Below are 26,308 nucleotides of genomic sequence, written 5' to 3' on the forward strand. Positions count from 1 at the left end.
GCTAGCTCAATCGTAGGTCAGTTTCAATTTGAGCACAATTTTCAGAAAACCGCAGATAGAGCTTTTACTATCAATCCCCCAAAGTTATCAGCGGTCAGCGGTCAGCGCTCAGTGGTCAGCCCTCAGCGCTCAGCCGTCAGCCGTCAGCCGTCAGCCTTGGCCTTTGGCCACGCTACGCGAACAGCCTTGGCCTTTGGCCACTACTGATTGCTGATTGCTGATTGCTGATTGCTGATTACTGATTGCTGATTGCTGATTGCTGATTACTGATTGCTGATTACTGATTGCTGATTACTGATTGCTGATTACTGTTCGCGTAGCGTGCGCGTAGCGCATATGCTTACAAACCAACCCCTAACTCTTGACAATTGCTCCAAAATCTGCTAAGACACGAGCATGATTCCGCAACAATCCTAACAAATTCAAGCGATTACTGCGAATATTGGGGTCAGGATCCATCACCAATACACTCTGGTCACCATCAAAGAAAGTGCTAACTGTAGGAGTAATCTGCTCTAGTGCTTCCACTAATTTCTGATAATCTCGCTCTTCCTGAGAAGCTTTAATTTTTGGCACTAATTCCACGAGAGCATCATAAAATGCTTGCTCACAAGACTTCTGGAAGTGTTCCGGATTCACTACTGTTGTTGGTTGTAACTCTTTGGTATCTAAATCCCCTTGTTTAGCTAAACGAGCTGAACGGTTGACAGTTTCATAGATTTTATCCAGGGTACCATTATCTCGGATAGACTGGAGAAACAAAGCGCGATCGCGTACATCTAACACATCAATTAATGCCCTGTTTTGATACTCGGGATCATCTTCTCCTAACACAGCATTCACTAAATCATAATCAATTTTATTTTCTTCTTGGAGCAGAGTCCGAATCCGTTGTAAGAAAAATTCCTGTAATGACTCTATTGGTGAATTATTGTCTGGATAAGCAGCTACAAAATCCGCAGCAATATCTTTTAGCAACTGCTGGAGATTAATCGGTAAATTGGCATCCCAGGTAATGTTGATAATCCCATTAGCAGCACGACGTAGAGCAAAGGGATCAGAAGAGCCTGTGGGTAACATACCTAAGCCAAAGATACTGACTAAGGTATCTAGCCTGTCTGATAACCCTACCACTTGCCCAGTAATGGTTTGAGGTAGAGAATCACCTGCACCCCTCGGTAAATAATGCTCAAAAATTGCTGTTGCGACTTGCTCAGATTCCCCACTAGCAACGGCATACTTTTGTCCCATTACCCCTTGTAATTCAGGAAATTCATACACCATCTGGGTAACCAAGTCTGCTTTACACAATAAGGCCGCCCTTTGAATCTGAGTAATAGCTTCTGGTGAGATTAGATTAGGAGAGTGTTGACCTAACTGGTCAGTAATTTGACTCGCTATCTTTTCTATTCTACCGACCTTTTGGCGTACTGAACCCAAATCTTTCTGAAAAGTGACTTTCTCCAGTTGGGGTAAATAGCTTTCTAAGGGTGAGTCGATATCGGTTTTGTAGAAAAACTGGCCATCGGCTAGCCTCGCTCGGATTACTCGCTCGTTGCCAGTAGCAATAATTTCGGATTTGGCGGGGTCACCGTTACCAATAGTAATAAAATAGGGGATAAGTTCAGTAGCTGCTTCGGTTTTGAATACTGGGAAGTAGCGCTGGTGAGACACCATCTCTGTGGTGACCACTTCTTGAGGTAAATTCAAGAATTCTGAGGAAAATTTACCCACTACTGCTGTCGGCCATTCCACTAAATTAGTGACTTCTTCCCATAACTCAGGGTACAGAGGGGTATAACCACCTAACTCTTTAGCGGCTGATTCTACTTGTGATTTGATTGTCTCGCGACGTGTTTCAGGGTTGACCTCTACATAAGCATTGCGCAAACAGGACTGATAATCTGTAGCTTCGGGAATCTCTACCGGTTTGGGAGACAAGATCCGATGACCACTGGAAATGCGATCGCTTTTTATAGTCTCGGCATTATTATCTAACTCTACCGGTAGCACTACATCATCTAAAAGTGTGACTAGCCAGCGAATGGGACGGGGAAACTTTAAATCTCCATTCGCCCAGCGCATGAATCGTCTCCCTTCCAATCCAAATATCCATTGGGGAATCAGTTCCGTTAAAATTTCCGTAGCGGGGCGACCGGATATCTGTTTCTGAACAAAGACAAATTCTCCTTTATCCGTATCTCTGAGGAATAGATTATCTACCTCTACCCCCTGTTTACGGGCAAACCCAAGTGCTGCTTTAGTAGGTTCGCCATCCTTAAACGCTGCCTTAGCTGGTGGTCCTTTAACCTCTTCTTCTCGGTCGGGTTGCTTTCCAGGTAATCCTTTGATGATAACTGCTAAGCGGCGAGGGGTGCCGTAAATCTCAATTCCTTCTGGAGTAAGAAAGTACTCATCTAGGGTTTGGGGAATTCTCGATTGCCACTGTGCGATCGCACTATCCACAAAATCTGCGGGTAATTCTTCTGTACCAACTTCTAATAAAAATGTAGACATAGGGAACTGATTACTAATCAAAACGGTAATCTTTAACTACCAATTCCCCCAGTGTACCTCTTGAGATTCTAGACCTGGTTATGATAGTTTTCACAAAAAAACCAGAGTTACAATGACTGTCGCCAAACTTTACCTCAAACACCCTTCTGGATTTATCTTCAGTAGTAGGGGCGTACGACGTGCGCCCCTAACGGTATAGTTATTGCTAAAGTCCTGAGTTACAAACCCTAGAGAAAAAACAGGTTTACTCAGAGCTACAAAATTAACTAAATCGTCACAAAGTTGCTAGCGCTGGCAATAGTGCCAACTTGTGCATTATTGACAACTGCTAAGACTTCACCGTTAGCAGAGATAGCCACATTATCACTACTTTGGTTAAACGTCAAGTTACTGAAAGTCAAGGCACCAGACAGACCTAGCGACGTCTTACCAGCCTTAAAGTTAATGATAGTATCAGTTCCTTTGCGTGCTTCTAGGACAACAATATCCTGACCACCCCCAAGCCTGATCCTATCGTTGCCAAAGCCACCAACAACTAAATCATTACCAGTGCCAGTGTCTATGAGGTCATTACCGATACCCCCATAGACTGTGTTATTGCCTCCGGAGGAGAAGATCTGGTCATTACCAGTGCCGCCATAAATGGTGTCAGAATTGGAACCGCCGAAAATCAAGTCATCCCCAGCACCACCATAGAGAATGTTTACTCCCTCACTGCCAAAGATTCTGTCATTACCACCCTGACCGTAGATTGTGTCATTATCAGTAGTACCGAAAAGAGTTTCACCGTTGCTTTTGCCTAGAATTACTTCATCTTTCGGGACAACTCTCAAGTTATCCACTAGTAGCGCGGATTCCAATAACTCATCTTCTACATCCACCACTGCCATACCTACTATATAAGTGCCACCAGTTGGGAATTTGTAGGTAAAGGTATTGTAGTCTGTTTCCTCACGAAATCCTGTAGGAGACAGGAGAAATGAACTATTTGTATCTGCGAGGTTAGATAAAACGTTTGGGGTGATGGAGACAAAGGCAAAATCCTTGAAGGTGGAGTCAGGAGTAAGCTCATCAGTGAGGAAGTTAAAGTCGAAGCTCAAAACATCCCCAGCCTTGACTGTAATAGGTTTTAGCGTGAGAGCGGATCCTTCTTTGGCATCTCCATTGCCAAAACCATCGATAGTGCCTGGGTTCAACCCCAAGAAATTTTCAATTTCGCTATCACTTACAGAACCGACATCATTAGTAATCAAAGCCTGAAATTTTCCCTGAGAAGGGATACTGCCAAATGCCGCTGTCTCAATGCTGGCATCGCCGATAGTGTTCCAATTTATGAAGTTGCCAGTCTCAAATCCCAAAATATTAGTCATCAGATTTTGTTTTTGGTAGAATAAATGATTGACACAAAAAGGTCATTGCAGACAAACAAATTTCGACTAAGCTCACCTCAAGGCATCATAAGTTGATACACCAGTTGATACACCAGTTGATACACCAGTTGATACACCCTAAATCAGACTCGTAAAATCGATAATTTTTTCGTAGCTTCCCCTATAAATCAACATTTAAATTTTGGAGTATTCCTGAAAAATTCAAATACCTTAAGGTGTCTTATTTTTTTACCCTGAATGTTTTTGATATTTTGCTTGACTTGACTATTTATCAATTTATCAATTCTTTTTTTAAAGAAAAATACTTTTATTTAAAGTATTCGTAAAGTTAAGACTAAACTTGTTCAAGTTTTAGTGAAAATTAAGGAATCACAGTTACCTAGGTAACGCCCATAAACTAGATACCATCAGTTATCTGCGGCATCTTCACAGATTTCAGGGATTGTAACACTGCCAAAGCCAGCAGCATCGAGTCATTCACAATAGGTTTGATTACTTGTATAGCGGTTTTCAATTTGGTGAGGTATACAATTTTGGTATTTTAGGGAACAGGAATCCCCCCTAATCCCAGGGCTGTTTCTTGCGTCCGACTAAAATGTGATAGGTATTTTTAACCTTAAAAAAACCCTCTCCCCAGCACCCCACCTCCCTTTCACCCGATTGACCTGACAATTTATTCCAAAGAAAGAATGAAAAAGCCCTGCTTACTAAGGGGGGTTAGGGGGGATTCCTCTTGCCTTTCCTTAAGGAAGTATGTTAACAAATCAAATAGAAATGCTATACTGCTAAACTAAAGAAAGATTTCCCCAAAAATTCAGGAGCCATGACTGTCACAATCACCCCAGCACATAGCCTGGAAGAATTTCTGAAGCTCCCAGAAACAAAGCCAGCTAGGGAATACATCAACGGCGAGATTGTCCAGAAGCCAATGCCGAAAGGAAAGGATAGTCGATTGCAGCTGAGGCTATGCAATAGTATCAACGAAAACACAGAAAGCCAGAAAATTGCTTATGCCTTCCCAGAGTTGCGCTGTAGTTTTGGCATAGGCTCTATTGTACCTGATATAGCGGTTTTCAAATGGTCACGAATTCCCTTTGATGCCGATGGGGAAGTTCCCAATGATTTTTTATTGCACCCCGATTGGACAATTGAAATCCTCTCTCCAGAACAGAGTTCAAATCGGGTAATTGGCAATATTCTCTATTGCTTACAACATGGTTGTCAGCTAGGTTGGTTAATTGATCCTGCTGATCGGTCTATTTTAGTGTTTCGACCGGGTCAACAACCAGAATTGTTACTAGGTAGCAATCACCCTTCTGTATTAGATGATATTAACCTAGAGTTAACAGTAGATCGGATTTTTGCTTGGCTGAAGATGTCAGGTAATTAGCTAAAGGTAAGCATATGCTTATGATTTACTTAAGACACAAACCCCAAAATACCATTTCCAAATTACCAAATTGTTGAAAGATCTAACACAAATCCTGGCAAAACATCTTCCCCAGACATAGTGTCAGGATTGTTGAGAATTTCTACAACTTCATGGGGACGATAAATTTCAGTCTTTCGCTGTTTTCGGTTAATCAACCAGCCAAGTCTTGCCCCGTTTTCCATGTATAGCACTACGCGCATACATTAGGACATTTTTTGAAGGCTGCATCTACACATTCTCGTACAGTATCAAATTCTTTAATTCTTTGTTTCATCCATGTTTTTCAAACAGCCCACCAATTTTAACTTGTTTTTAAATCTGGTGAATAAGCTGGTAAATACCAAATTTAGCATCCGGCTTCTTCAACAATTTATCTGATATATTATCCTTTATGAAAACTGGAATTGTCAATAATAATAATGTCTCCTGACTCTAAGTTCGGTATTAAACAGTGTATTAACCAATTTTCAAATAAATTTCTATTACATGAACCCTCAAAAGTTAAAGGAGCCAATAATTGGTTCTCTTTTAATGGAGATAGCCAACTCACTATTTCTATTCTTTTTACCGACTTTAGAGCATAAAATCTTTGTCCTTTAGGACTATAGCCATAGGGGTAATCCTCTCTATTATCGAATCCAGTTTCATCTACATAAACTTTTCTGGTATTTTCTATTTCCTCTAGCTTTTTGATAAATTCTTGTCTTTTCTGCTCATATGTCGGTAACCATAAGTTTTTTTTTGCGCGTAAACCCCAGTTTTTTGATGGCATAACTAACATTTTGTTGTGTCACGTTATTTTCCAAAATTTAAGCAATCTGTTTTTGGGTTTTGTCACTATGTTTTTCGACAAATTTTAGAAATTTTTCTAGATCGGCAATTTTGGGGATAGTTCCTACTCCTACAGCTTGACTAGCTTGATAGTCTCCTGTTTATCTTTCTTTTTTTAGCCAGAGGTTTAATGTATTTATACTAATAAAAAAAAACGGCTTACCTCTATTTTTTTTCCTCGTTTAACGGCTTCGATGGCTTTTGAACGCAAATCGTAACTATAGGATGCAGGCATACTCTTTACAATGAATTATTCTGATATTTATTATACTATCATAGTATTTTCCTAACAGTAGCGCGTAGTGCTATAATACAGAAAGAGCTAGATGCGGTCTATGGCTATTTACTTAGGCATCTTTGAATTCTTCAGGAAAATTATAAACTTTATTGCCCGCAAAATAAATATGGGCAATGGCAATTATAATGAAAAAATTAAGGGTAACTATATCCAAGGAAATTATATCCAAGGAAATGTTTTCAATGTTTTGCAAAACAGACATAAAAAAGCTTTATACTGGGACAATATTCAGGATTCAGTTGTTTTAATCACTAGCGCAAATCCTGACATCAATAGTTTTGGTTCAGGTTTTATCGTTAACCACTCAGGGAGTACTTCTTATGTTTTAACCTGTGCCCATGTGGTTAGGGGTGTTGGTGGAGCAGATCAAATAATGGTTGATGGCATTGCTGCTGTCCAAGTGGTTTCTGGAGAGAACAAAGACCTCGACTTAGCTGTTCTAAAAGTTGATGAGTTGTACGGCAAACCACCACTAGAATTACAGGCATCTGGTGAAAAAGGCTGTCCTTTTAGTGCAGTTGGGTTTAAATCGTTTGACAATGGTAAGGGGCATTGGATCAAACCCCTACAGGGTATCCTAGGCGAACAGGTGGGGCTAAAGTTTAAGCACTCGGGTGAGCGAATTAAAGCTTGGGAGCTAAACTTGACTGAGGGCAATACTTTAGAATCTAGTTTCAGAGGTTCACCAGTAATTGATGAAAACAGTGGGTACGTTTTAGGGGTAGTTAGTTACCAAGAAGATGAGGGCACAAAAGGAGTGGCAATTTCTATAGACTCGCTTGAGAGGATTTGGAAGCAATTAAACCGAGAGCAACTTTATCAGGTTTTGTTGAAACTAGGCTACAAAAATCAAGTCCGTGCATTTCTTAGATTAGTTCAAGCTCAGTCAGTGTCAGCTTTCTTAATTCACGGTTCTCCCGATTATGGACAGCGTTGGTTGCTCAATCGCTTAGTAGAACAGTATGTTCCCAACAGCATCGCAGGCAAAGTAGTAAAAATTGACTTTGGGCGTAAAGTACGGAGGAATGATATTAACTCGCTTTGGCGCGAACTTAGTAATAGAGTTGGCTTACGAACGAACAAGCCTATACCGTCAGAAATTGTGGAAAGAGTCTATCAGTGCTGGAAAACTCAGAATGTCCTCTTGGTCTTTCATGATGTAAACCTTATACCGGAAAGCTATTTACATAAGCTAGTCCGTGAATTCTGGCGCCCCTTGGCTGATAGGGTTAGGGAGGCTGGAGCTCACACAGGAAATTCTCAACTACTGATGTTTTTGGTAGATTATGAAGGTTCGGTCGCTAATTTAGACAATCTTTTCTCTGATAAAGTGGACCCAAGAAAACTGGGAGAACCTGTAAAAACACCTAAAATTAGTGAATTTTCCGATGAAGAGTTAGCTGATTGGATTGTGAATGAGTTTAATGAGCTGCCAATTGAACTGACTCATGAGGTTGATGGTGTAGTTAGGGATATCTTAGAGAACAGTGAACAGGGTATTCCAGAGTATGTACTAGCACAAATCTGTGCCCGCAGTGGTTTTGATTGGTATGAAGAGTCAGAAAAATGGATGAAATTGTGAGAGAAAATGATGCTCCGAAATACACTGGTGATACGCAACCTAAACCTGGAGTGTTGGATTCATCAGGTAGACCGATATTGCCCTACCTACCCAGTGATGACTTGACCGAAGCAGTTAATTTAGCTATCCGACTCGAACGTCCCCTACTGCTTAAGGGAGAACCAGGTTGTGGCAAAACCCAATTAGCCTACTCTGTAGCCTATGCTCTCAATTTACCATTTGAAGCTTGGTATGTTAAGTCTACAAGCCGAGCACGGGATGGTTTGTATACCTATGATACTGTTGGACGCTTACGAGATGCACAGCTTGCAGCAACGGGACAAATCTTACCAAAAGAACTAGAGCGAATTAAAAGACCTATTAGCTATGTTCGATTAGGTCCCATAGGACGAGCCTTCGTCAAAGATCACCGTACTGTAGTGCTGATTGACGAAATTGATAAAGCTGACATCGATTTTCCTAATGATTTGTTGCTAGAGCTTGATGAGAGAAGATTCATCATTGAAGAGACTGGGGACGAAATTCGGGCTAAACATCCACCTATTGTTCTCATTACCAGTAATGACGAGAAAGATTTGCCAAACGCTTTTTTACGTCGCTGTTTGTTTCACTATCTTGAATTTCCTCATCGAGGGCGACTTATTGAGATAATTAAAGCTCATTTTCCCACTGCACAAGAAGTCTTAGTGGAAAAAGCTGTAGATAATTTTCAGCAATTGCGCCAAGAAATGCAAAAGCATGAAGGTGGTCGTGGCAAAGTTGTAAGTACGAGCGAATTAATTGACTGGTTTAGAGCTCTGCATCCTGAACCTCAAGATATAGCTTTAGCTAAGTTGGAAGGTGAACTTCCTTATTTGGGCGCGCTCTTAAAAAGCAGGGAAGAGCAAATTCGCTATCAGAAGAGGAATCAGAGTGATGGATAATTTTCCACTCTTAGATCTCTTTATCCAGTTACGGGCAGTAGGTCTGCCTATTGGTATTGGCGAATATAGACTAGTGCTAAAGGCTTTGCAACAGGGTATAGGTACTGCTGACCATGAAGCGCTGGCTCGGTTGTGTCGGGTTCTATGGGTCAAGTCCCCTGATGAGTTACACATTTTTAATTATTATTTTGAAAAATTAGTAGATCAAGAAAGGGCCCGTGAACCGTCTCCTTCGCAAGTATCTGAGAATGTAGAAGACAATAATGAAACTCAGCGTCAGAACTCAGAGATAATTCGCTACATTATTGTCGGAGTAATATTTGTTCTTGGCTCAGTAACTATCTGGTGGAGCTTTTCTAGACCGCGATACCCAGTTGTAGAACCTCCCGATCAAGTCATTGTTACACCAGACCCGCCACCATCTTCATCGCCCCCGGTAAGTGATCCAGAAGTTCCTCTTGACCCCCCTCCACCAGAAAATCAACCAATTCCTGTTGATATAGTATCAACAGAACTTGACCTTACTTATTTATGGGGTGTTTTGCTCACAGGAATCTTGGCTTCTGGATGTCTGTTAATTCTTAGAGGAAGGGATAAAAAATTGACAAGGGATGATAATTCTTTATCTCAATTAGCAGATGGATACTTACAACCTAATGCAGCTTCGGAGTTCGTCCGTGAAATGGAAGATGAAGTCCAAGTGGCTCAGGTCTTGTTAAAGGATAGATTCTCCTCCAACACCGAATTTTTGCCCATTACTCGTAGACAAATGAAGCAGAGCTGGAGGTATCTTCGTCATTCAGTCAGGGAAGGGCCACCAGTAGAACTAGATCTTGAAGCCACTGTGGAGCAAGCTGCACGTCAAGGAAGCCTATTGAACCCTGTGCTGGTTCCCCGTTATGTAAATCGAACTGAACTTTTACTCTTGATAGATAGAGAGGGGTCTATGATTACCTTTCACTCACTATCCCAAAGACTAGCTGAAACTGCTGCTCGTGAGGGTCGCTTAGGAAACGCAGGTATTTATTACTTCCATAACTGCCCCATTCAATACATATATCAAGATCCAGATCTTCTGAAGGGTGAGCTTATTTCTAGTGTTTTCGCTCGCCTTCATCATACGCGGGCAACGGTATTAATTGTTAGTGATGCTGGGGCAGCCCGTGGAGGTTTTAACCCAGAACGCCTTCGACTAACAAAAAACTTCCTTGACCAAGCTAGATTGAGAGTCCGTCAGATTGCTTGGCTCAATCCCATGCCCCAAGGTCGCTGGTTAGAAACTACTGCTCAAGAAATTGCCCGTCTCGTACCCATGTTTGAGGTCAGTCGCCAGGGGTTAGATCAAGCAATTGATGTCTTACGCGGACGTTCCCATTCTATTGATAATTCAGGTTAGTTCTGATGGTTCAGTCCCAAGTAAATTTCTTAGAAACTAGCTCTAATAAAGCGACAGAGCGTATCACTTATTTTCGCCATCGGTACGGCGAGGCACATCTTCAATTGGCTTATCATGCAGCAGTTCCCCTTGCCCTTACCCCCAATTTGTTATATCGCTTGTGGGCAGATTTTCAGTGGGATCTCAACGGTGTAGATCTCCATGTTCCCTGGGTTGCGGTAACAGATTTATTGTTTTCTTGTTTGTGTGACGAGGTGGGGTATGAAATCTACGAAATGGATGAATCGACGCGCCAAGAACTATTGAGTCGATGTAAGCAGGATTCCCGTTTTGGTAAACATCGTATTCAGGAAGTTTCTAACTTTCTACTCACCTACGTTCAATCGCAACTTAATAGTCCAGATATTGATATTAGTGACTTTGCTAAAGCTCAAAGATGGACAGCCTTAACCTATCTTGACCCTCGACAAGCAGCTCGTGAACTAGCTTCTACCCTTGCTAATTTAGGTGCGGAGGAGCTACCAGAATGGATACGTCTTACCTCTGTTATAGAAACCTTCGCCGAAGAATTATCTGAGTATAAATCCCTATTGGTTTACGCACGTGGTATGAGGGACTTTGCACAGGGAGATGCCAAGGGAGCAGCCAAGCTCCTCACTGCTGTGCTGGATGAAAATAATCGAATCAAAGTAGCCGGGGTTAATTTACCAATTCCTGAACAGATTAGGGCTAATTTTTCCCGACTTTCCCTTGCAGCTAACTTTCTTAAGAAATATCGTCAGGTAATCGGAAATTTTCTAATCGTCATAGCTCCTCTAACCTCACTAGTTTACTTTTTAGCCACCCGTCCCCAAGTTATTCAACCTCCTGATTCCATCAATGAAGTCGCTGTTGCTCTACCAGAAATTCATCCACTATATCAAACTTCCCCAGCCACCAATGTAAATCAGTTACGGGATGTCTCTCCTGGTGATTCATATTACTCAGATCTTCGCAATTTAGTTGAAACTTACGGAATTATTTATCCCTACGAGGATGGTACATTTCGCCCTAACAGAGCAATGACTAGAGCTGAATTGGTTGATTTAGAAGCCAAAGCATTGACGGTAATTTTTAAAGGATTGGAGGCAACTATTCAAGAACAAATCGAATTAACAAAACAAATGACCGAAGAAGAAATCAACCAATTGGCTCAGAACAATCAGGTATGCACCTCCACTGAGCCTTCTTTGCGTTCGTTTACTTTGCCTGATGATGTAAAAAAAGATAATTGGTATTACAAGTCTTATGAGAGCATTGGCTGGTTAACCGGTAATGATTACTTAGCTTTTGGAGGTAAATTTGAGGGAGCAAGAAGTGTAATAAGAGGAGAAATGGCAGTTTTTGTGGCTAGATTATTGGCGGGATTTGAGCCCATTGTGGCCAGTCGTGTACAGAGAATTTCTGAATTGAATCAGCAAAGTTTGTATAATCTTAATGACAATCAAATAATTGCTTCATCAAGTAGCTACCCAATAGCACAAACTCCTTCTGTAGGTTCCTTGCGGGATGTCTCTCCTGGTGATTGGTATTACGAAGATTTACGTGAGCTTGTAGAGAAATATGGATCAGAAGCTGGATATCATGATCGCACTTATAGAGGCAATAGAGATGCTACTCGTGCAGAAGTTGCAGTTCTTCTGAACAAGTCTTTGGGACAATTGGAAAGATTCATAGCAGCTAGTGTGGCCGACTGTAGAGCTAGAATTGTTCCTTAAGGAAAGGGGAGCTTCCGCTCAATTATCAACGTGGGTTGAGAGCTATCTTTTTAATTTAGTTAAGTCTTACTAATGCTATCAATTAAGCTTTTATTTTTATAATAATAATCACAATATCTCATTTTATTATCTAGGTCTATGTGCTCAAAACCAGCTTATTTCAAAGTTTTAACCTTCTTGTCATCCTGTGAGTAGCAGGAGATTAAACTGAAATTAATTAAGGAGAAGTTAGTATGAGTGGCGATCGCAACATTAACACCGGTGGCGGAAATTACAACGAAAATATCAAAGGTGACTATATCCAAGGCAATTACTACGCTGCAGGGAAAAACCAATCCCTAGCCGACGCAGCAGCAGAAATTCAAGCCCTACTAGAACAACTGGAAAAGACCTATTCTACCGGTACTACTAAAGGTAAAATGATGATCGCCACTGAAGCGATTGAACAAATTGACAGTCACCCAAAACTCACCTCAAGAGTTCTCAGTGCCCTCAAAGCCGGAGGAACATCAGCACTAGACTCATTACTAGATCATCCTGCAGCTAGCTTCGTGATTCGTGCGTTAGAAGATTGGCAACAGAGCAAAGGTGATTGAGGTTTGGCTTTTTGCGCGATCTGCCCATCCAGCCCTTGAAGAAACACCAGCAGTGCTAATCTAAAACCCCAACTTCTGCACCGCCCTGCGTTTCACCTCCTCCCCCCGCCTATCCTTGCTCCCTTTGCCCCGGTACACCTCCAATTTTCCTGTGCCTGGGTCAAAATTCCTTAACTCTAAATGAGTCACTTCAGCCCGCCGTAAACCAGCACCCCGCAGGATACCAATTAAAGCAGCATCTCTAGCCCCACTAGGACTGGTATCTCCCAAGCACACAGCTAATAAATTAATTACCAAAAAATTTGGGTTTAAAGCCCCGTCCTTATAGGACGGCTTTTTTTGAAATTAAGACTTGACGGTTTGATCGCATCGTGTTAAGATAAAAACAATGTAATGAGCTAGATAAACATGATAGTAAAATAAGTAGATGATGTAAAAAATAAGCTAAGAGACTAGCTTATTGCATAATCAAATCTAACGATTTGGATATCTACGAAAACATAATATCAATAAAAAGTTTATCTAACTTGTTAACTAGATTAGGTACGGTGGGGCACACCGAAACCTGGGTCATAGACCAAGTACGCTTGTGGAGATGAGACCTCTATTTTTTCTGGCTCCGGCCTGGTTAAACAAGTCACCTCGTAGAAGCAAGAATCCCCGTCCATAAGCGGGCGGGGAGTGTCAATAATCTCATCTTTACTTAATGTCCTACCCCGAAGTTGACGATGATTAGCAATAGTTACTAAATCCACAGCTTTAGAGTAATCAATTAGGTCAATCAAGTCTAACCTAACCGCCTCTTTTAGTACCCGCCGGAGGGCACAGAGCATCTTATTTGCCGTAGCTGGGGCGTATCTCTTCCTTAAGGTAGATTTAATAGCGCTGGTGTGGTGATATGGTAACTTTGACCAATTAATTGGCAATATTCTCTATTGCTTACAACATGGTTGTAAGCTAGGTTGGTTAATTGATCCTGCCGATAGGTCGATTTTAGTGTTTAGACCGGGTCAACAACCAGAATTGTTACTAGGTAACAATCACCCTTCTGTATTAGAGGATATTAACCTAGAGTTAACAGTATATCGGATTTTTGGTTGGCTGAAAATGTCAGATAATTAGCTAAAGGTAAGCATTCAGCATATGCTTATGATTGGCTGAAGACACAAACCCCAAAATACCATATATTGAAAGTTTATCTAGTGTGTTTGTAAGGGATTTATGAAAACTTAAATTAACAATTGATGGGTCTTAATTACCTAGTATGTTAAGGTAAAGCTTGAAACGAGTAAAGCCCTGAAACTAATTTATAACTAATCTTATAATTAATAAGATTAAACCTGAAATCCCATAGCGTAAAGTCCCTGACGAAGACGCTGAGCTTCAGCTGGGTTATGGGTTTCGTGAAGTGCGATCGCTTTTTTAAATACCGATAAACTCTGATCAACCTTGCCCAATTTAAGCCAAACCACTCCCAAGTTTTGATAAGCCTCTCCATACTCTGGGTTAAGTTGAATCGCTTGCTGATAGGATGCGATCGCATTTTCCATCTGACCCAAAGCCTTCCAAGTCATGCCCAGATTATTATGTCCAAGGGCAAAACTTGGGTCTATCTTCACAGCCATTTCATAAGCAGTTTTGGCGTGATTCAACTCCCCTGCTTGTAACAACAAACTGCCCAAGTTATTGTAAGCTCCTAATTTCAACTGGGGCAAAATCGGTTGTTGAATCGCCTGTTGGTAATGTATTGCTCCTGAATTGAGCTCTCCTTGGCGAGTATAAGCATTCCCCAGATGGTAGTGCAGTTCAAATAATACCGCTGGCTCTAGCCCAGTGCCAGTTAAACCACGCTTGAGTAACTCCACACCCTGGTCTACTTGATTATTTTGAATATAAAGCGCCCCGAGTTTACTACACACATAAGCATCAAACGGATGACTAGCCAGATAGCCTTCCATCGCCGTAAGGGCTCTAGTCAACTTATTGCGTGATGCGATCGCATCACGGCTATAACCGTAGTGTAAGATTCCCACCTGGGAAAGAGACACCACCTGCCATTGGGGTTCTCGTTGTAACATTTGCGCTACAGTATCATCAACCATAGCATGATAGGGTCGAGAAAAGCGAATATCTGGGTGATAGCGAAATAAACGGGACACCAGAGAATAGGGAGATTGAGTAGCACCCACTTCTTGCCGGACTAGATTAATAACTAGATAGGAACTATTTTGGATAGCCTGCTTGATTTCCGGTACAACCTCCGGTTTCAACACTTCATCAGCATCCAACACCAGTACCCATTCCCCTTCCACATAGCTCAACGCCTGATTGCGAGCAGCTGCAAAATCATTACACCATTCAAACTGATAAACTATAGCGCCATAGCTTTGCGCCACCTCAATCGTCCGATCCGTTGAACCTGTGTCTAGGATGACCATCTCATCCACTACATCCTTGACACTACTCAAACATTGTGGTAATGATTCTTCCTCATCTTTAACAATCATGCATAGGCTAAGCATGGGATCAGTCATTAGGTTAGAAGGTTAGGAGGTTGTTCGCGTAGCGTGGCCTTTTGGCCAAGGTTAGAAGGTTAGGAGGTTGAAGGTTAGGAGGTTGAAGGTTAGAGGGTTAGACGGTTAGAGGGTTAGACGGTTAGAGGGTTAGACGGTTAGAGGGTTAGACGGTTAGGAGGTTGAAGGTTAGAGGGTTAGACGGTTAGAGGGTTAGACGGTTAGAGGGTTATACGGTTGTTCCCGTAGCGTGGCCGTTCCCGTAGCGTGGCCTATTGGCCAAGGTTGAAGATTAGAGCGTTAAAAATTGAAACCTGGATTGATAACATTCAACATTCAACCTTCAACATTCAACCTTCAACATTCAACCTTCAACATTCAACCTTCAACATTCAACCTTGGCCTATTGGCCACGCTACGCGAACAACCTATAAAACACCAATATCAAACCGTCACCGAAGCTTTAGGTCGAGCAAAAATCATCCTACCTGCTGAGGTCTGCAAGGCTGAGGTAACAATAACTGGCAGTTCAACACCCATGTGTTTATACCCTTCTTCCACCACTACCATTGTGCCATCATCGAGATAACCAACTCCCTGGGTAGGTTCTTTACCGCCCTTAAGGATTTTCAGCTCTAGGATGTCACCCGGTAGATACAGAGGACGCACGGCTTGGGCTAAATCATTGACATTCAACACTGGCACCTTTTGGAGCTTAGCCACTTTACTCAAGTTGTAATCATTGGTTAAAAGAGTGCCATTAATTTCCTGGGCAAAACGTACTAATTTGGTATCTACAGTTTGTAGGTCATCGTAATCAGCGGAATGAATCACCAAGCGTTCTGGGTAAACAGCTTGCATCCGATTTAGGATATCTAGCCCCCGCCGTCCCCGAGTGCGCTTCTGATCATTGGCAGCATCGGCAAGTTGCTGCAATTCTAGTAATACAAACTGGGAAACCAGAATTTGACCTTCGATAAAACCCGTCTCAAGCAGTGCTTCGATCCGACCATCAATGATACTGCTAGTATCTATAATTTTACTTGAGGCTGATTTGAGGGTGCCTTCTGCCACTAAAACTGATTCCAAGCTGTTAGGATTGATCAGCTGCAAGAAGGTGCGACCATGGGTATCGGCTAGACTAATCCCCAAGAACGAAAACATCACACTTCCTAAAATGGCAGTCAGGGGTTTGATGAAGGAAAATTCAGAAGGGATGGGGAGTAAGAAAATTGGCGCTAGCATCAAATTAGCTAACAGCAGTCCCAGGATCAGACCAATAGCCCTGGTCAAAATTACCTCAATCGGCATTTTTCGCACTTGGGCTTCTACCCGACGGTAAGTTACTTGGGCCATTAACCCTAGTGCTAGTCCGATAATGGCACCAAAGCATGCAGTAGTCGAGCGTAAAGCGGTCAAATTGCTGACTTGATCTTGCACATGACCGGGTAGCAATTCCACACTGTCGAAGCCTATGCTTGCTGCTGCTATGATAAATAAAAGTATAATGACGAAGTCAAGCATTCTTCCTTTCCAATTGGTTTTGTAGTTGGTTTTTTAGGAAAACTTTTAAAACGATTGCATAAACTGTCGTCAACCTGATAGTCAACAACTATATTTAGTATATCGTTTACATCGCTGTATTTTCTGATACGACTTAGCTCCAGTAAACCGTTGAATTGCCTAGGCTAACCGAGGGATAGCTTGGGCAATTCTATTCGCTGGAGTTATCTGCTCAAGGGAGTTACAGGTTTCCTACTGTTGACTCTTCTTAAGGGGCGAATCTCGCTCCGGAGAAGATTGAGGTTAGCCAAAAGATGATCACAAAACTAATAAAAAATTTATTTAATTAATAACTGTTCATCCCAACGGTCGGATTGGCTTACCTGATTGAAGTATTACCGTAAAAAGCCAGTGGTCAATTTATTACATAATTCTGAGAAAGATTGCGATTCTTTAAGAGTCAGTGCCGCCTATGTTCATATTCCCTTTTGCCGACGTCGATGCTATTACTGTGATTTTCCAGTCTCTGTGGTAGGGGATAACGCCACACAGGGTACCTCTAGCATGATTGACCAGTATGTCGAGGTGTTATGTCAGGAAATTAATATCACTCCACCGACCACAAGCAGTTTAGACACAGTTTTCTTTGGAGGTGGAACACCCTCCCTGCTGGCAGTTGAACAACTAGCAAAAATCCTAGACACCTTAGACAGGCGCTTTGGAATTGCAGCTGATGCGGAGATTTCCATGGAGATGGATCCAGGAACCTTCACCAAGGATCAGTTAAGGGGATACCGAGATTTGGGGGTCAATCGAGTCAGCTTAGGGGTTCAGGCATTTCAAGATAAATTATTGAGCAATTGTGGCCGTACCCATGACTCTAAAGATATCGTCACTGCTATCGAACTGATCCATCAAGTAGAGGTTCCCGAATTTAGTCTTGATTTAATCTCTGGTCTACCGGATCAAACCTTAGAACAATGGCAAAAGTCTCTGGAAATAACGGTCAAGATTGCCCCTACCCACATTTCCAGCTATGACCTAGTCCTTGAGCCTGTCACTGCCTTTGGCCGCCAGTACACCTCTGGAACTAAGCCTTTACCGACTGATGAAACCACTGCCGTGATGTACCGCTTAGCACAGCAGTTGTTTACTAGTGTGGGGTACGAACATTATGAAATTTCTAACTATGCCTTGCCTGGTCATCAATGCCGTCACAATCGGGTGTATTGGGAAAACCGCCCTTATTACGGTTTTGGCATGGGTGCGGCTAGCTATACTCAAGGATATCGGTTCACTAGACCACGCACGAGGCGGGAGTATTATGCTTGGGTGGAACAGTTGGTACAAGCAGGTGGGGTTTCGGATGGCTCACCCACAACTTCAGAGGATGTGTTGTTAGAAACCCTAATGCTAGGTCTACGCTTGGCAGAGGGGTTGAGTCTGTCTATGCTAGCTCAGAGGTTTGGGGAAAAAATTCTGGAACAGATTTGGACGGCTTTGCTGCAATACTACGGTTGTAACTGGGTAGAGGTTGTGGGAGATAATGGCGAAAGGGTTAATTTAACCTATGGTCAGAGGTTACCAATGGCGGGACGGTTGAGATTAACTGACCCGGAAGGGTTTTTGTTCTCCAATACCATTCTGGCTGACTTGTTTCATCTGTTGGGGTAGGAGCCCGTGATTTGTTGATTAACCGCAAAGACGTAAGGGATGGCGAAGAAGACAAGTGGGAATGCTTTATGTGGTGGGAACACCAATTGGTAATTTGCAGGATATGACGTTTCGGGCAGTGGAAATTCTGCAATCGGTGGATTTGATTGCTGCGGAAGATACGCGCCATACCGGGAAGCTATTGCAGCATTTTCAAATTAAAACGCCGCAAGTGAGTTACCACAAACACAATCACGACCAGCGTTTACCCGAGTTGTTGAATCGGCTCGGTCAAGGAAATACGATTGCGTTGGTGACGGATGCTGGGATGCCAGGCATTTCTGACCCTGGCTATAAATTAGTGAAGGCTGTTATTGAGGAAGGGATATCGGTAGTGCCAATACCAGGTGCTACTGCTGGAATTACGGCATTAAGTGCTGCGGGACTACCGACAGACCGATTTGTGTTTGAAGGCTTTTTACCCACCAAGGGTCAAAGTCGAAAAAAACGTTTAGACTCTCTCAAGGGGGAACCAAGAACGTTGATTTTATATGAAGGGCCTCACCGCGTGCTTAATACCTTGCGAGATTTGGCAAGCTGTTTGGGAGAAAACCGTAGGATTGTATTGGCTAGGGAATTAACTAAACTCCATGAGGAGTTTTGGCGGGGAACTATTGGGGATGCGATCGCTCATTTTACTAAGCTAGAACCCAAGGGAGAGTTTACCCTAGTAATTGGTGGAGCTTCCCAAGACAAGCCTATGTTATCAAAAGCTGAACTAGAAGCTCAATTGATAGAGATTATGGCTCAGGGAGTATCGCGATCGCAAGCGAGTCGTCAGTTAGCTAAGCTAACTCAACTCCCCCGACGTCAACTCTATCAACTAGCGTTGACAATTCCTTCATCAGTTTTTCCGGTCAAGGAGCAAGACTAAGCTTGATTGCTAAATCTTTCTCAATTTTTTGGTTTTTGTTGATTAACAAGTAACAAGTAAAAAGTAGCAAATAACAATCAACAAGTAACAAGTAGCAAGTAAAAAGTAGCAAGTAAAAAGTAGCAAGTAACAATCAACAATTAACAAGTAATGACTAATCCCTGAACAAAGCGGCGAACTTGCGCTTTGAGTTAAACAACGCCATCTATCTATTCGACATCCATTTCAGTTATGATTTTCAGGATTCACTCCCACTCATCAGGTCCTAACTATAAAGCTAAATTAATACCATGGGTGACACTCGTTTTAGCACTTACTCTGATGTTTGGTTACAAAAGGATTGAAAGCTATTTAGTGCAACCAAAAGTTGCCTTAGTTTTAGGGGGATCTGAAGCGCGGGAGAGATATGCTGCCAAATTTGCCATAAAGCACCCAGACCTCCAAATTTGGGTATCTTCCGGCAGCCCGAAGGGATATGCTCAACGGTTATTTACCCGGGAAGGAATTGAGGTCAGTCGCCTCCACCTAGACTACAAAGCGGTGGATACGGTGACTAACTTTACCACGTTAGTGGATCAGTTAGAAGCTCAGGACATCGATAGTGTCTATTTGATTACTTCTGACTATCATATGCGCCGTGCTCGCTTGATTGGTGATATCGTTCTTGGCAGTAGAGGAATTGTTCTCAAGCCGTTACCTGTTCCTTCCGAAAAGTCTCCTGAACCCCTTGATAAAGCTTTGCGAGATGGTGCTAGGGCTTTGTTTTGGTTGATGACAGGTCAGACAGGGGCTGAATTAGGGCAAGCCTCGAAAAGGTTAATCAAGTGAAGTCTGTTGAAAGTTCTTGCACCAGTACGTAGGGTTGTACAATCAGAGCCTGAAACCGCTTGTTCTGGTTGCTGTTCCAATTAGAGAGTTGCTCAAGCAAAGGCTTGTGCATTAGCTGCTCACTGATCCAATGTTGGACAGATAGCACATCATCATTTGCGATCGCTACCCCAACATCCAACAAATCCAGTCCCTCATTCACCACCAGTACTGCATCTCGTTTCACATGAGGAATCAGTAAGTCCCAGGTTGTCTCATCCAAGGATTCAGCCAATTGTACTCTTAAATCCATGTTTAATTCAAGGTTTTCTTAACAGTTCTTTAAACATACAGCAATTTTGCTCCGATGCTTTGTGAGATTTAACCATTTGAGCAAAGCTCTAATCACCTCAGGTTTCCACCTCAGCCTTCCTCTAACCATTGGGTCAGGACTTACGCGGTGAAGTTTATTTCGCCCCCCTATCCCCCCAATTCTGGGGGGGAATGATGTCAAAGTCCCCCAGAGGGGGACCAACGGGGGCAAATGCGTAAGTCCTGTGGGTTATAACGGTTCTCATAGTAATGAGCTACACAAGATTGTTTCCCTGATGAGAAATTCGATTAACATCATCAAACAGAAAATGTGGTTAAGGCTGAATCCCAAACATCGGCGCGCTGTAAAACTATTCCTTGGCTTGGCGCTGCTTGGCATCACGGTGCGATCGCTTCCCTATCTTGCTCCCATTCGTGCTAAAGATTTAGTTCAGGATGACCTAGCGGTAGAATTTCGTGACCGCAATGGTTTATCCCTAGGCACAATCCTCAGTCGAGACCAAGACCATACTGCGGTTGTCCCTCTCGAGCAAATTTCCCCGCACTTTATCCATGCTATTCTCGCCGCAGAAGATGGAGAGTTTTATCACCATGGGGCATTAGAGATGCGGGCAATTATGCGATCGCTAATTGAAGCCATTGAGGCGAAACGCATTGTCAGTGGTGCCTCCACCATCACCATGCAACTGGCACGGATGCTGGAACCCAACCCCCGCACTCTACCTGCCAAATTCCAAGAAATTTGGCTATCCTGGCGATTAGCAGCAGGGATGAGTAAAGATGAAATCTTGGCAGCCTATATCAACCGACTCCCCATGGGTGGCAATATCTATGGCTTAGAAGCTGCTGCTCGGATTTATTTTGGCATGCCCGCCAGTGAACTCAATGTTGCTCAAGCCAGCCTATTAGCTGGTCTACCCAATAATCCTAATTATCTCAATCCTTATTATTACTGGGATGCTGCCAAACGGCGGCAAATCTATGTGCTCAAGCGAATGGTAGAAGATGGCTATATCACCGCTACTCAAGCAGACCAAGCTTATGAGGAAGCCATTTCCCTACTACCTCGACAGCAAGGAATAATTGCCGCACCACACTTTTTATTTTTGGTTGCCAACCAATTACCATCAGAGCATCCCTCCCAAATCCGTACTACTATCGACCGTCCCCTACAGGAATTTGTTGAAGCCCAAGTGCAGCAAGTAGTTCGCGACCTTGCCCCTAAAAATGTCCATCACGCTGCTGCTATTGTCATTGAGAATCAATCCGGTGAAGTATACGCCTATGTCGGCTCTCCCGATTACTTTTCCGAAGCTGAATTAGGACGCAATGACGGAGTCCAAGCCCTACGTCAACCTGGTTCCACCCTCAAACCTTTTTTATATCACTTAGCCCTAGAGCAACGCATTATTCGTCCCAACACCGTCTTAGCTGATATCCCTACCTATTACGCCATTCCCGGAGCTAGACTCTACAGTCCCACCGATTACAGCGAAACTTTCCTCGGACCAGTTCGCATTCGCGTTGCTCTAGCCAATTCCCTTAATATCCCAGCAGTTAGGGTATTGGAAAAAGTTGGAGTATCAAACTTTTTGTTGCACTTACATCAACTAGGCTTTGAACACCTCACCCAGTCTCCAGAACATTATGGATTAGGATTAACCCTAGGTAGTGGCGAAGTTAGTCTTTGGGAACTAGCTCGCGCCTACCTCACCCTAGCACGACTTGGACAAGCCAAATCCCTTGTCACTACCCTATCTAGCCCCTCGCAAAATGGGGATGATTTATCGGTTTATCGAAGAGGGGCAAGAGCACGAAGACAGGGAATACAGAAAAGTAAACAATTGTCAGATCATCCCCCAAGTATGCAAAGCCCACTATTCAACCTACCCTACCGGAACGCCAAAGGCGAACAACCAAATAACCTTCAACATTCCAACTTTCAACATTCCAACTTTCAACCCAATAACGTACCCTACTCGAACGCCAAAGGCGAACAACCAAATAACCTTAAACATTCCAACCTTAAACATTCCAACCTTGAACTTTCAACCCTTTCAACCTGGGCATTAATAACAGATATACTGAGTGACCCTCAAGCTCGTGCTCAGGGGTTTGGTGTCGATTCAGTACTGAATTTACCTTTTCCCGCTGCCGTTAAAACTGGCACCTCTTCTAATTTCCGAGATACTTGGACTGTGGGATTCACCAAAAACTATACCGTTGCCACTTGGGTAGGTAATTTTAATGGTGAGCCCATGGAACAAGTGTCTGGGGTGATTGGTGCTGCTCCCCTCTGGCATCGGATTATGTTACACCTGCATCAATCTCAAGAACCTGCTCCGTTTCAAGCTCCTCCCGGTTTAGTCCAACGTCCAGTGTGCGCCCTTTCCGGTTTGCGTCCCACTCCTGCTTGTCCAACTGTTGTCCAGGAATACTTCTATCCAGACGACCTCCAGGATTACGAACGTCAATCCGATACGTTTTATCAAATGACCAGTGTTGGAGCTAACCAGCAATCCCCCCAGTACATCGTTAATTTACCTGATGAATACAACGAGTGGTTAGCAAGACAACCCCAAGGAAATCTAGCGCCAGGAAAACTGAAAATTTTGTCTCCTCGGGAGGGGGATTTATATGTGCTCTACCCTACTGAATCCGATCAAGATAGCAACAGTGCTGTTCAACGGCTAGAGTTCAAGGTGGCTGGGCTAAAGTCTGAGTCGGTCGAGTGGTGGTTGAATGGAGAAAAGCTAACTAGCAACTCATCCAATTCCTTCTTTTGGCCTCTGGGTCCTGGTGATTGGACATTGGAGGTAAAAAGCGGTGACATTAGCGATCGCGTCACTTTCAAGGTGCAGTTAGCAGAAAATCCACCAACTCGCCGGGGGTTTTCTATTGCTAGTCCTTAGTAATTTGTTAATTGTAAATAGTTAATTGATAATTTACCTGCATCCATCGCTTATATCGGGGAGTTTCAGTGGTTCGATTTTTTATGGCAAATTTCAGGAAATATCTGTTGGCAGCTGCGATCGCTGTCTTACTCATCCCATTTTTAGTGCTAACGAATTATACCTATACTGGGGAAATAAAATCAAACATCAATGCTAGTGAAGTCTATAAAATCCGCTCTTTCCATAGCAAAGATGGCATTGGCAAATTCTATATGGGTCGAGAAATTGCTAAAGTAATGGGACATCAGGAAATGTTGTGGCTGGAACGCCCTAGCAGGGAATCCCAAGAGGAACCTTCTGTAGTTATTGATGCTCTTAATTTAAGACCTACATAACTGTTGCAGATATTGGAAGGCACTGGTTATTTTATCTTCCGATTCGCTCCGTTGGTACCGGAAGTAAAAGTATTAGCAGTAGACATTCAGCCAGAAATGATCGACGTTATTGACTTTTTAACAGAAGATAACAATGTTAATAACGTCGAGACAATCTTAGGAAGTTTAACTGACTATAAAATTCCGGAAAATAGTATTGACTTAGTCTTAATGGTAGATCTTTACCATGAGCTTGAATATCCCCAATAAATGATGGAATCAATTGTTAAAGCTCTCAAACCAAGTGGGAGAGTGGTGCTAGTAGAATATCGAAAGGAAAATCCACTTATTCCTATTAAGGGCTTGCATAAAATGACTCAAAAGCAAATTAAAAAAGAAATGGAAGCTGTAAATTTAATTTGGCAAGAAACCAAAAATGATTTACCGAGTCAACATTTGATGGTGTTTCAAGTTAGTGACAATTCATTATAGCAGTTCTCAATTAGGTGAGATACTTTCATTCTGGGAGTAGGGAGTAGGCAGTAGGGATGCATCTCTACTTGATTAATTCTTACCTCTTGCCTCTTGCTCTTTTTTAAGGAATTATGTTCAAATCTTAAATTTAAGTTATATAAATTAAATTTAAACTAACAAGTTTTTTTTGAATAGGGTGTCAGTGATCAAGATCAGACCAGAAGTTGATTTAGATCACAGACAATTACTCAAACTATATTTACACTGAAGCCAATTAATTCCAGAGGAATAAGTAGGTGCTAGAAGACTTAAACGATATTGAATCGACTCTAAAACAGATAGCTGATAAAGTCGAGGCTGGACTAAAGCCAAAATTTAAGTGTAATGTTGATCAGAACAACATTAATGTTAAAGATCATAACAGCTGTTATGAAAAAGTCAAAGAACTTGGCTATAAGGAGTTAATTGTGGAAAATGATGGTTGTATTGGAGCCCCAAATCTATATCGCTATAAAGTTCTTGATAATGACGAAAAGAAAGTCGCTGAATTTTATACATTAAAAGGGGTTAAGGACTATTTAGATAAAAAAAATAAAAAAGCTTAAGTTTGTGGCTTTCTTGATAAAAACTTGGTGGTAATTTGTATTTACAGGACTTTTGTATATACAGTTTCATCAAGAGTTTAATCAAGGAATACAGACATTTTAGATACTGCTAGCGAAATATAAGTTAACATCCAAAAAAATGATTTTGCCGTTGATTAAGTTGTAAAACTATAAAATGTTTTTCGACCATTACACGGAATATCAATGCTTTCATGATGTTAAGAAATGTTTCGCCAGCAGTATCATTTTTCCGGGGTTTTGCATCTACAGTTTAACCACCAAACATGACCCTTAATTAAATATAGCGTTTATAGGACTCATGAGGTACAGTAACAACAATGAGTAAACCAGTTATGAATATTTTATTGAGTCACCTTCAGCATTGCGGAGGTAATCCCATCAATTAAATCTTTATAGGTTCTTGCTCCGATTTTTTTCAAAGTACTTTTAACTTTTGAGCAAAAATTTTCTATCGGTTAAAATTCCGGAGAGTAGGGGGGTAAATAAACTAGTTTAGCTCCAGCTTCTTCAATCACTTCTCTTACCATTTATCCCACATTAATTTGGGCATTATCCATAACAACACAGGCATCTGGGGGGGCGACAAGCGCCCCCCCAGGCAGTAGACAGTAGACAGTAGACAGTCAACTGTGGTAATACATCGCTAGTTGATTAACTCTTGCCTCTTGCCTTTTTTGAAGAGATTATATTCACTATTCAAAGAAAAATATTATAGCTTACATTGAGAGTAAAAAGTTTTTTTTTTGAATAGGATATCGGTGATCAAAATCCGACCATAAGTTGATTCAGATCACAGGCACTTACTGAAACTCTATTTACATTGAATGAAATAAATGAAATTAAATTCCGGAGAAATAAGTAGGTGCCAGAAGACTTAAACGAGATTAAATCGACTCTAAAACAGATAGCTGATAAAGTCGAGGCTGGACTAAAGCCAAAATTTAAGTGTAATGTTGATCAGAAAAACATTAATGTTAAAGATCATAACAGCTGTTATGACAAAGTCAAAGAACTTGGCTATAAGGAGTTAATTGTGGAAAATGATGGTTGTATTGGAGCCCCAAATCTATATCGGTATAAAGTTCTTGATAACGACGAAAAGAAAGTCGCTGAATTTTATACATTAAAAGGGGTCAAAGACTATTTAGAGAAACAACCTAAAAACGCTTAAGCCTCTGATAATCTTGATTTGAAATTGGTGATAATTTGTCTTTTCAGGAGTTTTGCATCTACAGTAAAATCAAGATTTTAATCAAGAAATACGGACATTTTTAATTCACTGGACTTTAGACTAAATTTTGGGATTTAACGAAACTTCATAAAAAGTATAGGACTTACGCAAATCCCTCAATTTAAATCTACCTGTAGGGTGGGCAAAACCTTGTCCACCCTACCCATGGAGTCTGTGCGTAAGTCCTGAAGTAATTAGGAATTGAAACCCATGCCTCAAGCACCAAAGAGCGTTTGAGATAGT

General features: G+C 42.0%; 25 protein-coding genes and 3 pseudogenes. 18 read left to right on the plus strand and 10 right to left on the minus strand.

Translation table 11 applies throughout. The annotated features are described in order from the left end of the window. The first annotated feature begins 28 nt into the window (after positions 1-28). Positions 29-214 (plus strand): hypothetical protein, encoded by a 186-nt coding sequence (locus F6K53_RS10385; RefSeq protein WP_293022075.1) that lies wholly within the window; start codon positions 29-31, stop codon positions 212-214. Positions 215-354: 140 nt separating this feature from the next. Here the strand turns inward: F6K53_RS10385 and glyS are convergent, their stop codons facing one another. Both glyS and F6K53_RS10395 read right to left on the minus strand, forming a co-directional pair. Then, the gene (gene glyS / locus F6K53_RS10390) at positions 355-2,517 is read right to left on the minus strand and encodes a glycine--tRNA ligase subunit beta (RefSeq protein ID WP_293080606.1); all 2,163 of its coding nucleotides are present in this window, start codon (positions 2,515-2,517) and stop codon (positions 355-357) included. Positions 2,518-2,783: 266 nt separating this feature from the next. Continuing rightward, the gene (locus F6K53_RS10395; RefSeq protein ID WP_293072372.1) at positions 2,784-3,887 is read right to left on the minus strand and encodes a calcium-binding protein; all 1,104 of its coding nucleotides are present in this window, start codon (positions 3,885-3,887) and stop codon (positions 2,784-2,786) included. 844 nt (positions 3,888-4,731) lie between these two features. Between F6K53_RS10395 and F6K53_RS10400 the strand changes: the two genes are divergently transcribed. Continuing rightward, a complete protein-coding gene (locus F6K53_RS10400) occupies positions 4,732-5,298 on the plus strand; it encodes a Uma2 family endonuclease (protein WP_293080609.1) in 567 nt (188 codons plus the stop codon). A gap of 62 nt (positions 5,299-5,360) precedes the next feature. On the opposite strand, the pseudogene F6K53_RS10405 reads toward F6K53_RS10400, so the two are convergent. Further along, positions 5,361-5,525, minus strand: a pseudogene (locus F6K53_RS10405) (Uma2 family endonuclease); the annotation flags it as partial. A 5-nt stretch (positions 5,526-5,530) separates the two neighbouring features. Next, positions 5,531-6,406: pseudogene (locus F6K53_RS10410) on the minus strand (IS630 family transposase). Positions 6,407-6,506: 100 nt separating this feature from the next. Between F6K53_RS10410 and F6K53_RS10415 the strand changes: the two are divergent. From F6K53_RS10415 to F6K53_RS10435, 5 genes are all read left to right on the plus strand, one after another. Next, the gene (locus tag F6K53_RS10415) at positions 6,507-8,051 is read left to right on the plus strand and encodes a trypsin-like peptidase domain-containing protein (RefSeq protein WP_293072128.1); all 1,545 of its coding nucleotides are present in this window, start codon (positions 6,507-6,509) and stop codon (positions 8,049-8,051) included. Continuing rightward, positions 8,036-8,974 (plus strand): MoxR family ATPase, encoded by a 939-nt coding sequence (locus F6K53_RS10420; RefSeq protein WP_293072127.1) that lies wholly within the window; start codon positions 8,036-8,038, stop codon positions 8,972-8,974. The genes F6K53_RS10415 and F6K53_RS10420 overlap by 16 nt, the downstream gene beginning before the upstream one ends. Beyond that, a complete protein-coding gene (locus tag F6K53_RS10425; RefSeq protein WP_293072126.1) occupies positions 8,967-10,370 on the plus strand; it encodes a hypothetical protein in 1,404 nt (467 codons plus the stop codon). The genes F6K53_RS10420 and F6K53_RS10425 overlap by 8 nt, the downstream gene beginning before the upstream one ends. Positions 10,371-10,375: 5 nt before the next feature. Then, complete coding sequence (locus tag F6K53_RS10430) at positions 10,376-12,127, plus strand: S-layer homology domain-containing protein (RefSeq protein WP_293080611.1); 1,752 nt, start codon at positions 10,376-10,378, stop codon at positions 12,125-12,127. A 233-nt stretch (positions 12,128-12,360) separates the two neighbouring features. Next, positions 12,361-12,723, plus strand: a complete 363-nt coding sequence (locus F6K53_RS10435; protein ID WP_293072124.1) for a hypothetical protein — start codon at positions 12,361-12,363, stop codon at positions 12,721-12,723. A gap of 60 nt (positions 12,724-12,783) precedes the next feature. On the opposite strand, the gene F6K53_RS10440 is transcribed toward F6K53_RS10435, so the two are convergent. Next, positions 12,784-13,020 carry a hypothetical protein gene (locus F6K53_RS10440; protein WP_293072123.1) on the minus strand — a complete coding sequence of 79 codons (237 nt, stop codon included), beginning with the start codon at positions 13,018-13,020 and terminating at the stop codon, positions 12,784-12,786. 242 nt (positions 13,021-13,262) lie between these two features. Continuing rightward, positions 13,263-13,556 carry a hypothetical protein gene (locus F6K53_RS10445; RefSeq protein WP_293072122.1) on the minus strand — a complete coding sequence of 98 codons (294 nt, stop codon included), beginning with the start codon at positions 13,554-13,556 and terminating at the stop codon, positions 13,263-13,265. A gap of 136 nt (positions 13,557-13,692) precedes the next feature. Here F6K53_RS10445 and F6K53_RS10450 point away from each other — a divergent pair, with 136 nt between their 5' ends. After that, positions 13,693-13,845 (plus strand): hypothetical protein, encoded by a 153-nt coding sequence (locus F6K53_RS10450; protein ID WP_293072129.1) that lies wholly within the window; start codon positions 13,693-13,695, stop codon positions 13,843-13,845. Positions 13,846-14,057: 212 nt separating this feature from the next. Here the strand turns inward: F6K53_RS10450 and F6K53_RS10455 are convergent, their stop codons facing one another. Further along, on the minus strand, positions 14,058-15,257 hold the full coding sequence (locus F6K53_RS10455) for a tetratricopeptide repeat protein (protein ID WP_366511342.1): 1,200 nt from the start codon (positions 15,255-15,257) through the stop codon (positions 14,058-14,060). Between the two features lie 246 nt (positions 15,258-15,503). On the opposite strand from F6K53_RS10455, the gene F6K53_RS10460 reads away from it, so the two are divergent. Continuing rightward, positions 15,504-15,731 carry a hypothetical protein gene (locus F6K53_RS10460; protein WP_293071305.1) on the plus strand — a complete coding sequence of 76 codons (228 nt, stop codon included), beginning with the start codon at positions 15,504-15,506 and terminating at the stop codon, positions 15,729-15,731. Here the strand turns inward: F6K53_RS10460 and F6K53_RS10465 are convergent. Further along, a complete protein-coding gene (locus F6K53_RS10465; RefSeq protein ID WP_293071304.1) occupies positions 15,681-16,760 on the minus strand; it encodes a PIN/TRAM domain-containing protein in 1,080 nt (359 codons plus the stop codon). The genes F6K53_RS10460 and F6K53_RS10465 overlap by 51 nt on opposite strands. A 390-nt stretch (positions 16,761-17,150) precedes the next feature. Between F6K53_RS10465 and hemW the strand changes: the two genes are divergently transcribed. The 3 genes from hemW (at position 17,151) to F6K53_RS10480 (ending at position 20,154) form a co-directional block, all read left to right on the plus strand. Further along, positions 17,151-18,413: a radical SAM family heme chaperone HemW gene (gene hemW / locus F6K53_RS10470; protein WP_293022058.1), complete on the plus strand. Its 1,263-nt coding sequence runs from the start codon at positions 17,151-17,153 to the stop codon at positions 18,411-18,413. A 61-nt stretch (positions 18,414-18,474) separates the two neighbouring features. Beyond that, complete coding sequence (rsmI, locus tag F6K53_RS10475; protein ID WP_293071303.1) at positions 18,475-19,326, plus strand: 16S rRNA (cytidine(1402)-2'-O)-methyltransferase; 852 nt, start codon at positions 18,475-18,477, stop codon at positions 19,324-19,326. 354 nt (positions 19,327-19,680) lie between these two features. Next, on the plus strand, positions 19,681-20,154 hold the full coding sequence (locus F6K53_RS10480; protein ID WP_364304031.1) for a YdcF family protein: 474 nt from the start codon (positions 19,681-19,683) through the stop codon (positions 20,152-20,154). On the opposite strand, the gene F6K53_RS10485 is transcribed toward F6K53_RS10480, so the two are convergent. Then, a complete protein-coding gene (locus F6K53_RS10485) occupies positions 20,147-20,446 on the minus strand; it encodes a DUF2288 domain-containing protein (RefSeq protein ID WP_075904108.1) in 300 nt (99 codons plus the stop codon). The genes F6K53_RS10480 and F6K53_RS10485 overlap by 8 nt on opposite strands. A 328-nt stretch (positions 20,447-20,774) precedes the next feature. Here F6K53_RS10485 and F6K53_RS10490 point away from each other — a divergent pair, with 328 nt between their 5' ends. The 5 genes from F6K53_RS10490 to F6K53_RS10500 all read left to right on the plus strand — a co-directional run bounded on the left by F6K53_RS10490 (position 20,775) and on the right by F6K53_RS10500 (position 24,813). Beyond that, a complete protein-coding gene (locus F6K53_RS10490) occupies positions 20,775-23,378 on the plus strand; it encodes a transglycosylase domain-containing protein (RefSeq protein WP_293071307.1) in 2,604 nt (867 codons plus the stop codon). Between the two features lie 83 nt (positions 23,379-23,461). Next, a complete protein-coding gene (locus F6K53_RS45785; protein WP_364304029.1) occupies positions 23,462-23,755 on the plus strand; it encodes a hypothetical protein in 294 nt (97 codons plus the stop codon). A 3-nt stretch (positions 23,756-23,758) separates the two neighbouring features. Further along, positions 23,759-24,004, plus strand: a complete 246-nt coding sequence (locus F6K53_RS45790) for a class I SAM-dependent methyltransferase (RefSeq protein WP_364304027.1) — start codon at positions 23,759-23,761, stop codon at positions 24,002-24,004. Then, on the plus strand, positions 24,005-24,226 hold the full coding sequence (locus F6K53_RS45795; RefSeq protein ID WP_364304025.1) for a hypothetical protein: 222 nt from the start codon (positions 24,005-24,007) through the stop codon (positions 24,224-24,226). 278 nt (positions 24,227-24,504) lie between these two features. Further along, positions 24,505-24,813: a hypothetical protein gene (locus tag F6K53_RS10500; RefSeq protein ID WP_293071301.1), complete on the plus strand. Its 309-nt coding sequence runs from the start codon at positions 24,505-24,507 to the stop codon at positions 24,811-24,813. A gap of 362 nt (positions 24,814-25,175) precedes the next feature. On the opposite strand, the pseudogene F6K53_RS10505 reads toward F6K53_RS10500, so the two are convergent. Continuing rightward, a pseudogene (locus F6K53_RS10505) lies at positions 25,176-25,400 on the minus strand (transposase); the annotation flags it as partial. A gap of 296 nt (positions 25,401-25,696) precedes the next feature. Between F6K53_RS10505 and F6K53_RS10510 the strand changes: the two are divergent. Further along, a complete protein-coding gene (locus F6K53_RS10510) occupies positions 25,697-26,005 on the plus strand; it encodes a hypothetical protein (protein WP_293022050.1) in 309 nt (102 codons plus the stop codon). The last annotated feature ends 303 nt before the right edge of the window (positions 26,006-26,308 follow it).

Source organism: Moorena sp. SIO4A1, from assembly GCF_010672065.1.
In the GTDB taxonomy this organism is placed as follows: Bacteria; Cyanobacteriota; Cyanobacteriia; order Cyanobacteriales; family Coleofasciculaceae; genus Moorena.

What these genes read in the sequence shown, in the direction of transcription:
- glyS (WP_293080606.1), bottom strand. Translation starts at nt 2,517, where the DNA reads ATGTCTACATTTTTATTAGAAGTTGGTACAGAAGAATTACCCGCAGAT.
- F6K53_RS45785 (WP_364304029.1), top strand. Translation starts at nt 23,462, where the DNA reads ATGGCAAATTTCAGGAAATATCTGTTGGCAGCTGCGATCGCTGTCTTA.
- F6K53_RS10445 (WP_293072122.1), bottom strand. Translation starts at nt 13,556, where the DNA reads ATGCTCTGTGCCCTCCGGCGGGTACTAAAAGAGGCGGTTAGGTTAGAC.
- F6K53_RS10465 (WP_293071304.1), bottom strand. Translation starts at nt 16,760, where the DNA reads ATGCTTGACTTCGTCATTATACTTTTATTTATCATAGCAGCAGCAAGC.
- F6K53_RS10455 (WP_366511342.1), bottom strand. Translation starts at nt 15,257, where the DNA reads ATGACTGATCCCATGCTTAGCCTATGCATGATTGTTAAAGATGAGGAA.
- F6K53_RS10485 (WP_075904108.1), bottom strand. Translation starts at nt 20,446, where the DNA reads ATGGATTTAAGAGTACAATTGGCTGAATCCTTGGATGAGACAACCTGG.
- F6K53_RS10490 (WP_293071307.1), top strand. Translation starts at nt 20,775, where the DNA reads ATGTGGTTAAGGCTGAATCCCAAACATCGGCGCGCTGTAAAACTATTC.
- F6K53_RS10395 (WP_293072372.1), bottom strand. Translation starts at nt 3,887, where the DNA reads ATGACTAATATTTTGGGATTTGAGACTGGCAACTTCATAAATTGGAAC.
- F6K53_RS10430 (WP_293080611.1), top strand. Translation starts at nt 10,376, where the DNA reads ATGGTTCAGTCCCAAGTAAATTTCTTAGAAACTAGCTCTAATAAAGCG.
- F6K53_RS10435 (WP_293072124.1), top strand. Translation starts at nt 12,361, where the DNA reads ATGAGTGGCGATCGCAACATTAACACCGGTGGCGGAAATTACAACGAA.
- F6K53_RS10425 (WP_293072126.1), top strand. Translation starts at nt 8,967, where the DNA reads ATGGATAATTTTCCACTCTTAGATCTCTTTATCCAGTTACGGGCAGTA.
- F6K53_RS10415 (WP_293072128.1), top strand. Translation starts at nt 6,507, where the DNA reads ATGGCTATTTACTTAGGCATCTTTGAATTCTTCAGGAAAATTATAAAC.
- F6K53_RS45795 (WP_364304025.1), top strand. Translation starts at nt 24,005, where the DNA reads ATGATGGAATCAATTGTTAAAGCTCTCAAACCAAGTGGGAGAGTGGTG.
- F6K53_RS10400 (WP_293080609.1), top strand. Translation starts at nt 4,732, where the DNA reads ATGACTGTCACAATCACCCCAGCACATAGCCTGGAAGAATTTCTGAAG.
- rsmI (WP_293071303.1), top strand. Translation starts at nt 18,475, where the DNA reads ATGCTTTATGTGGTGGGAACACCAATTGGTAATTTGCAGGATATGACG.
- F6K53_RS10420 (WP_293072127.1), top strand. Translation starts at nt 8,036, where the DNA reads ATGGATGAAATTGTGAGAGAAAATGATGCTCCGAAATACACTGGTGAT.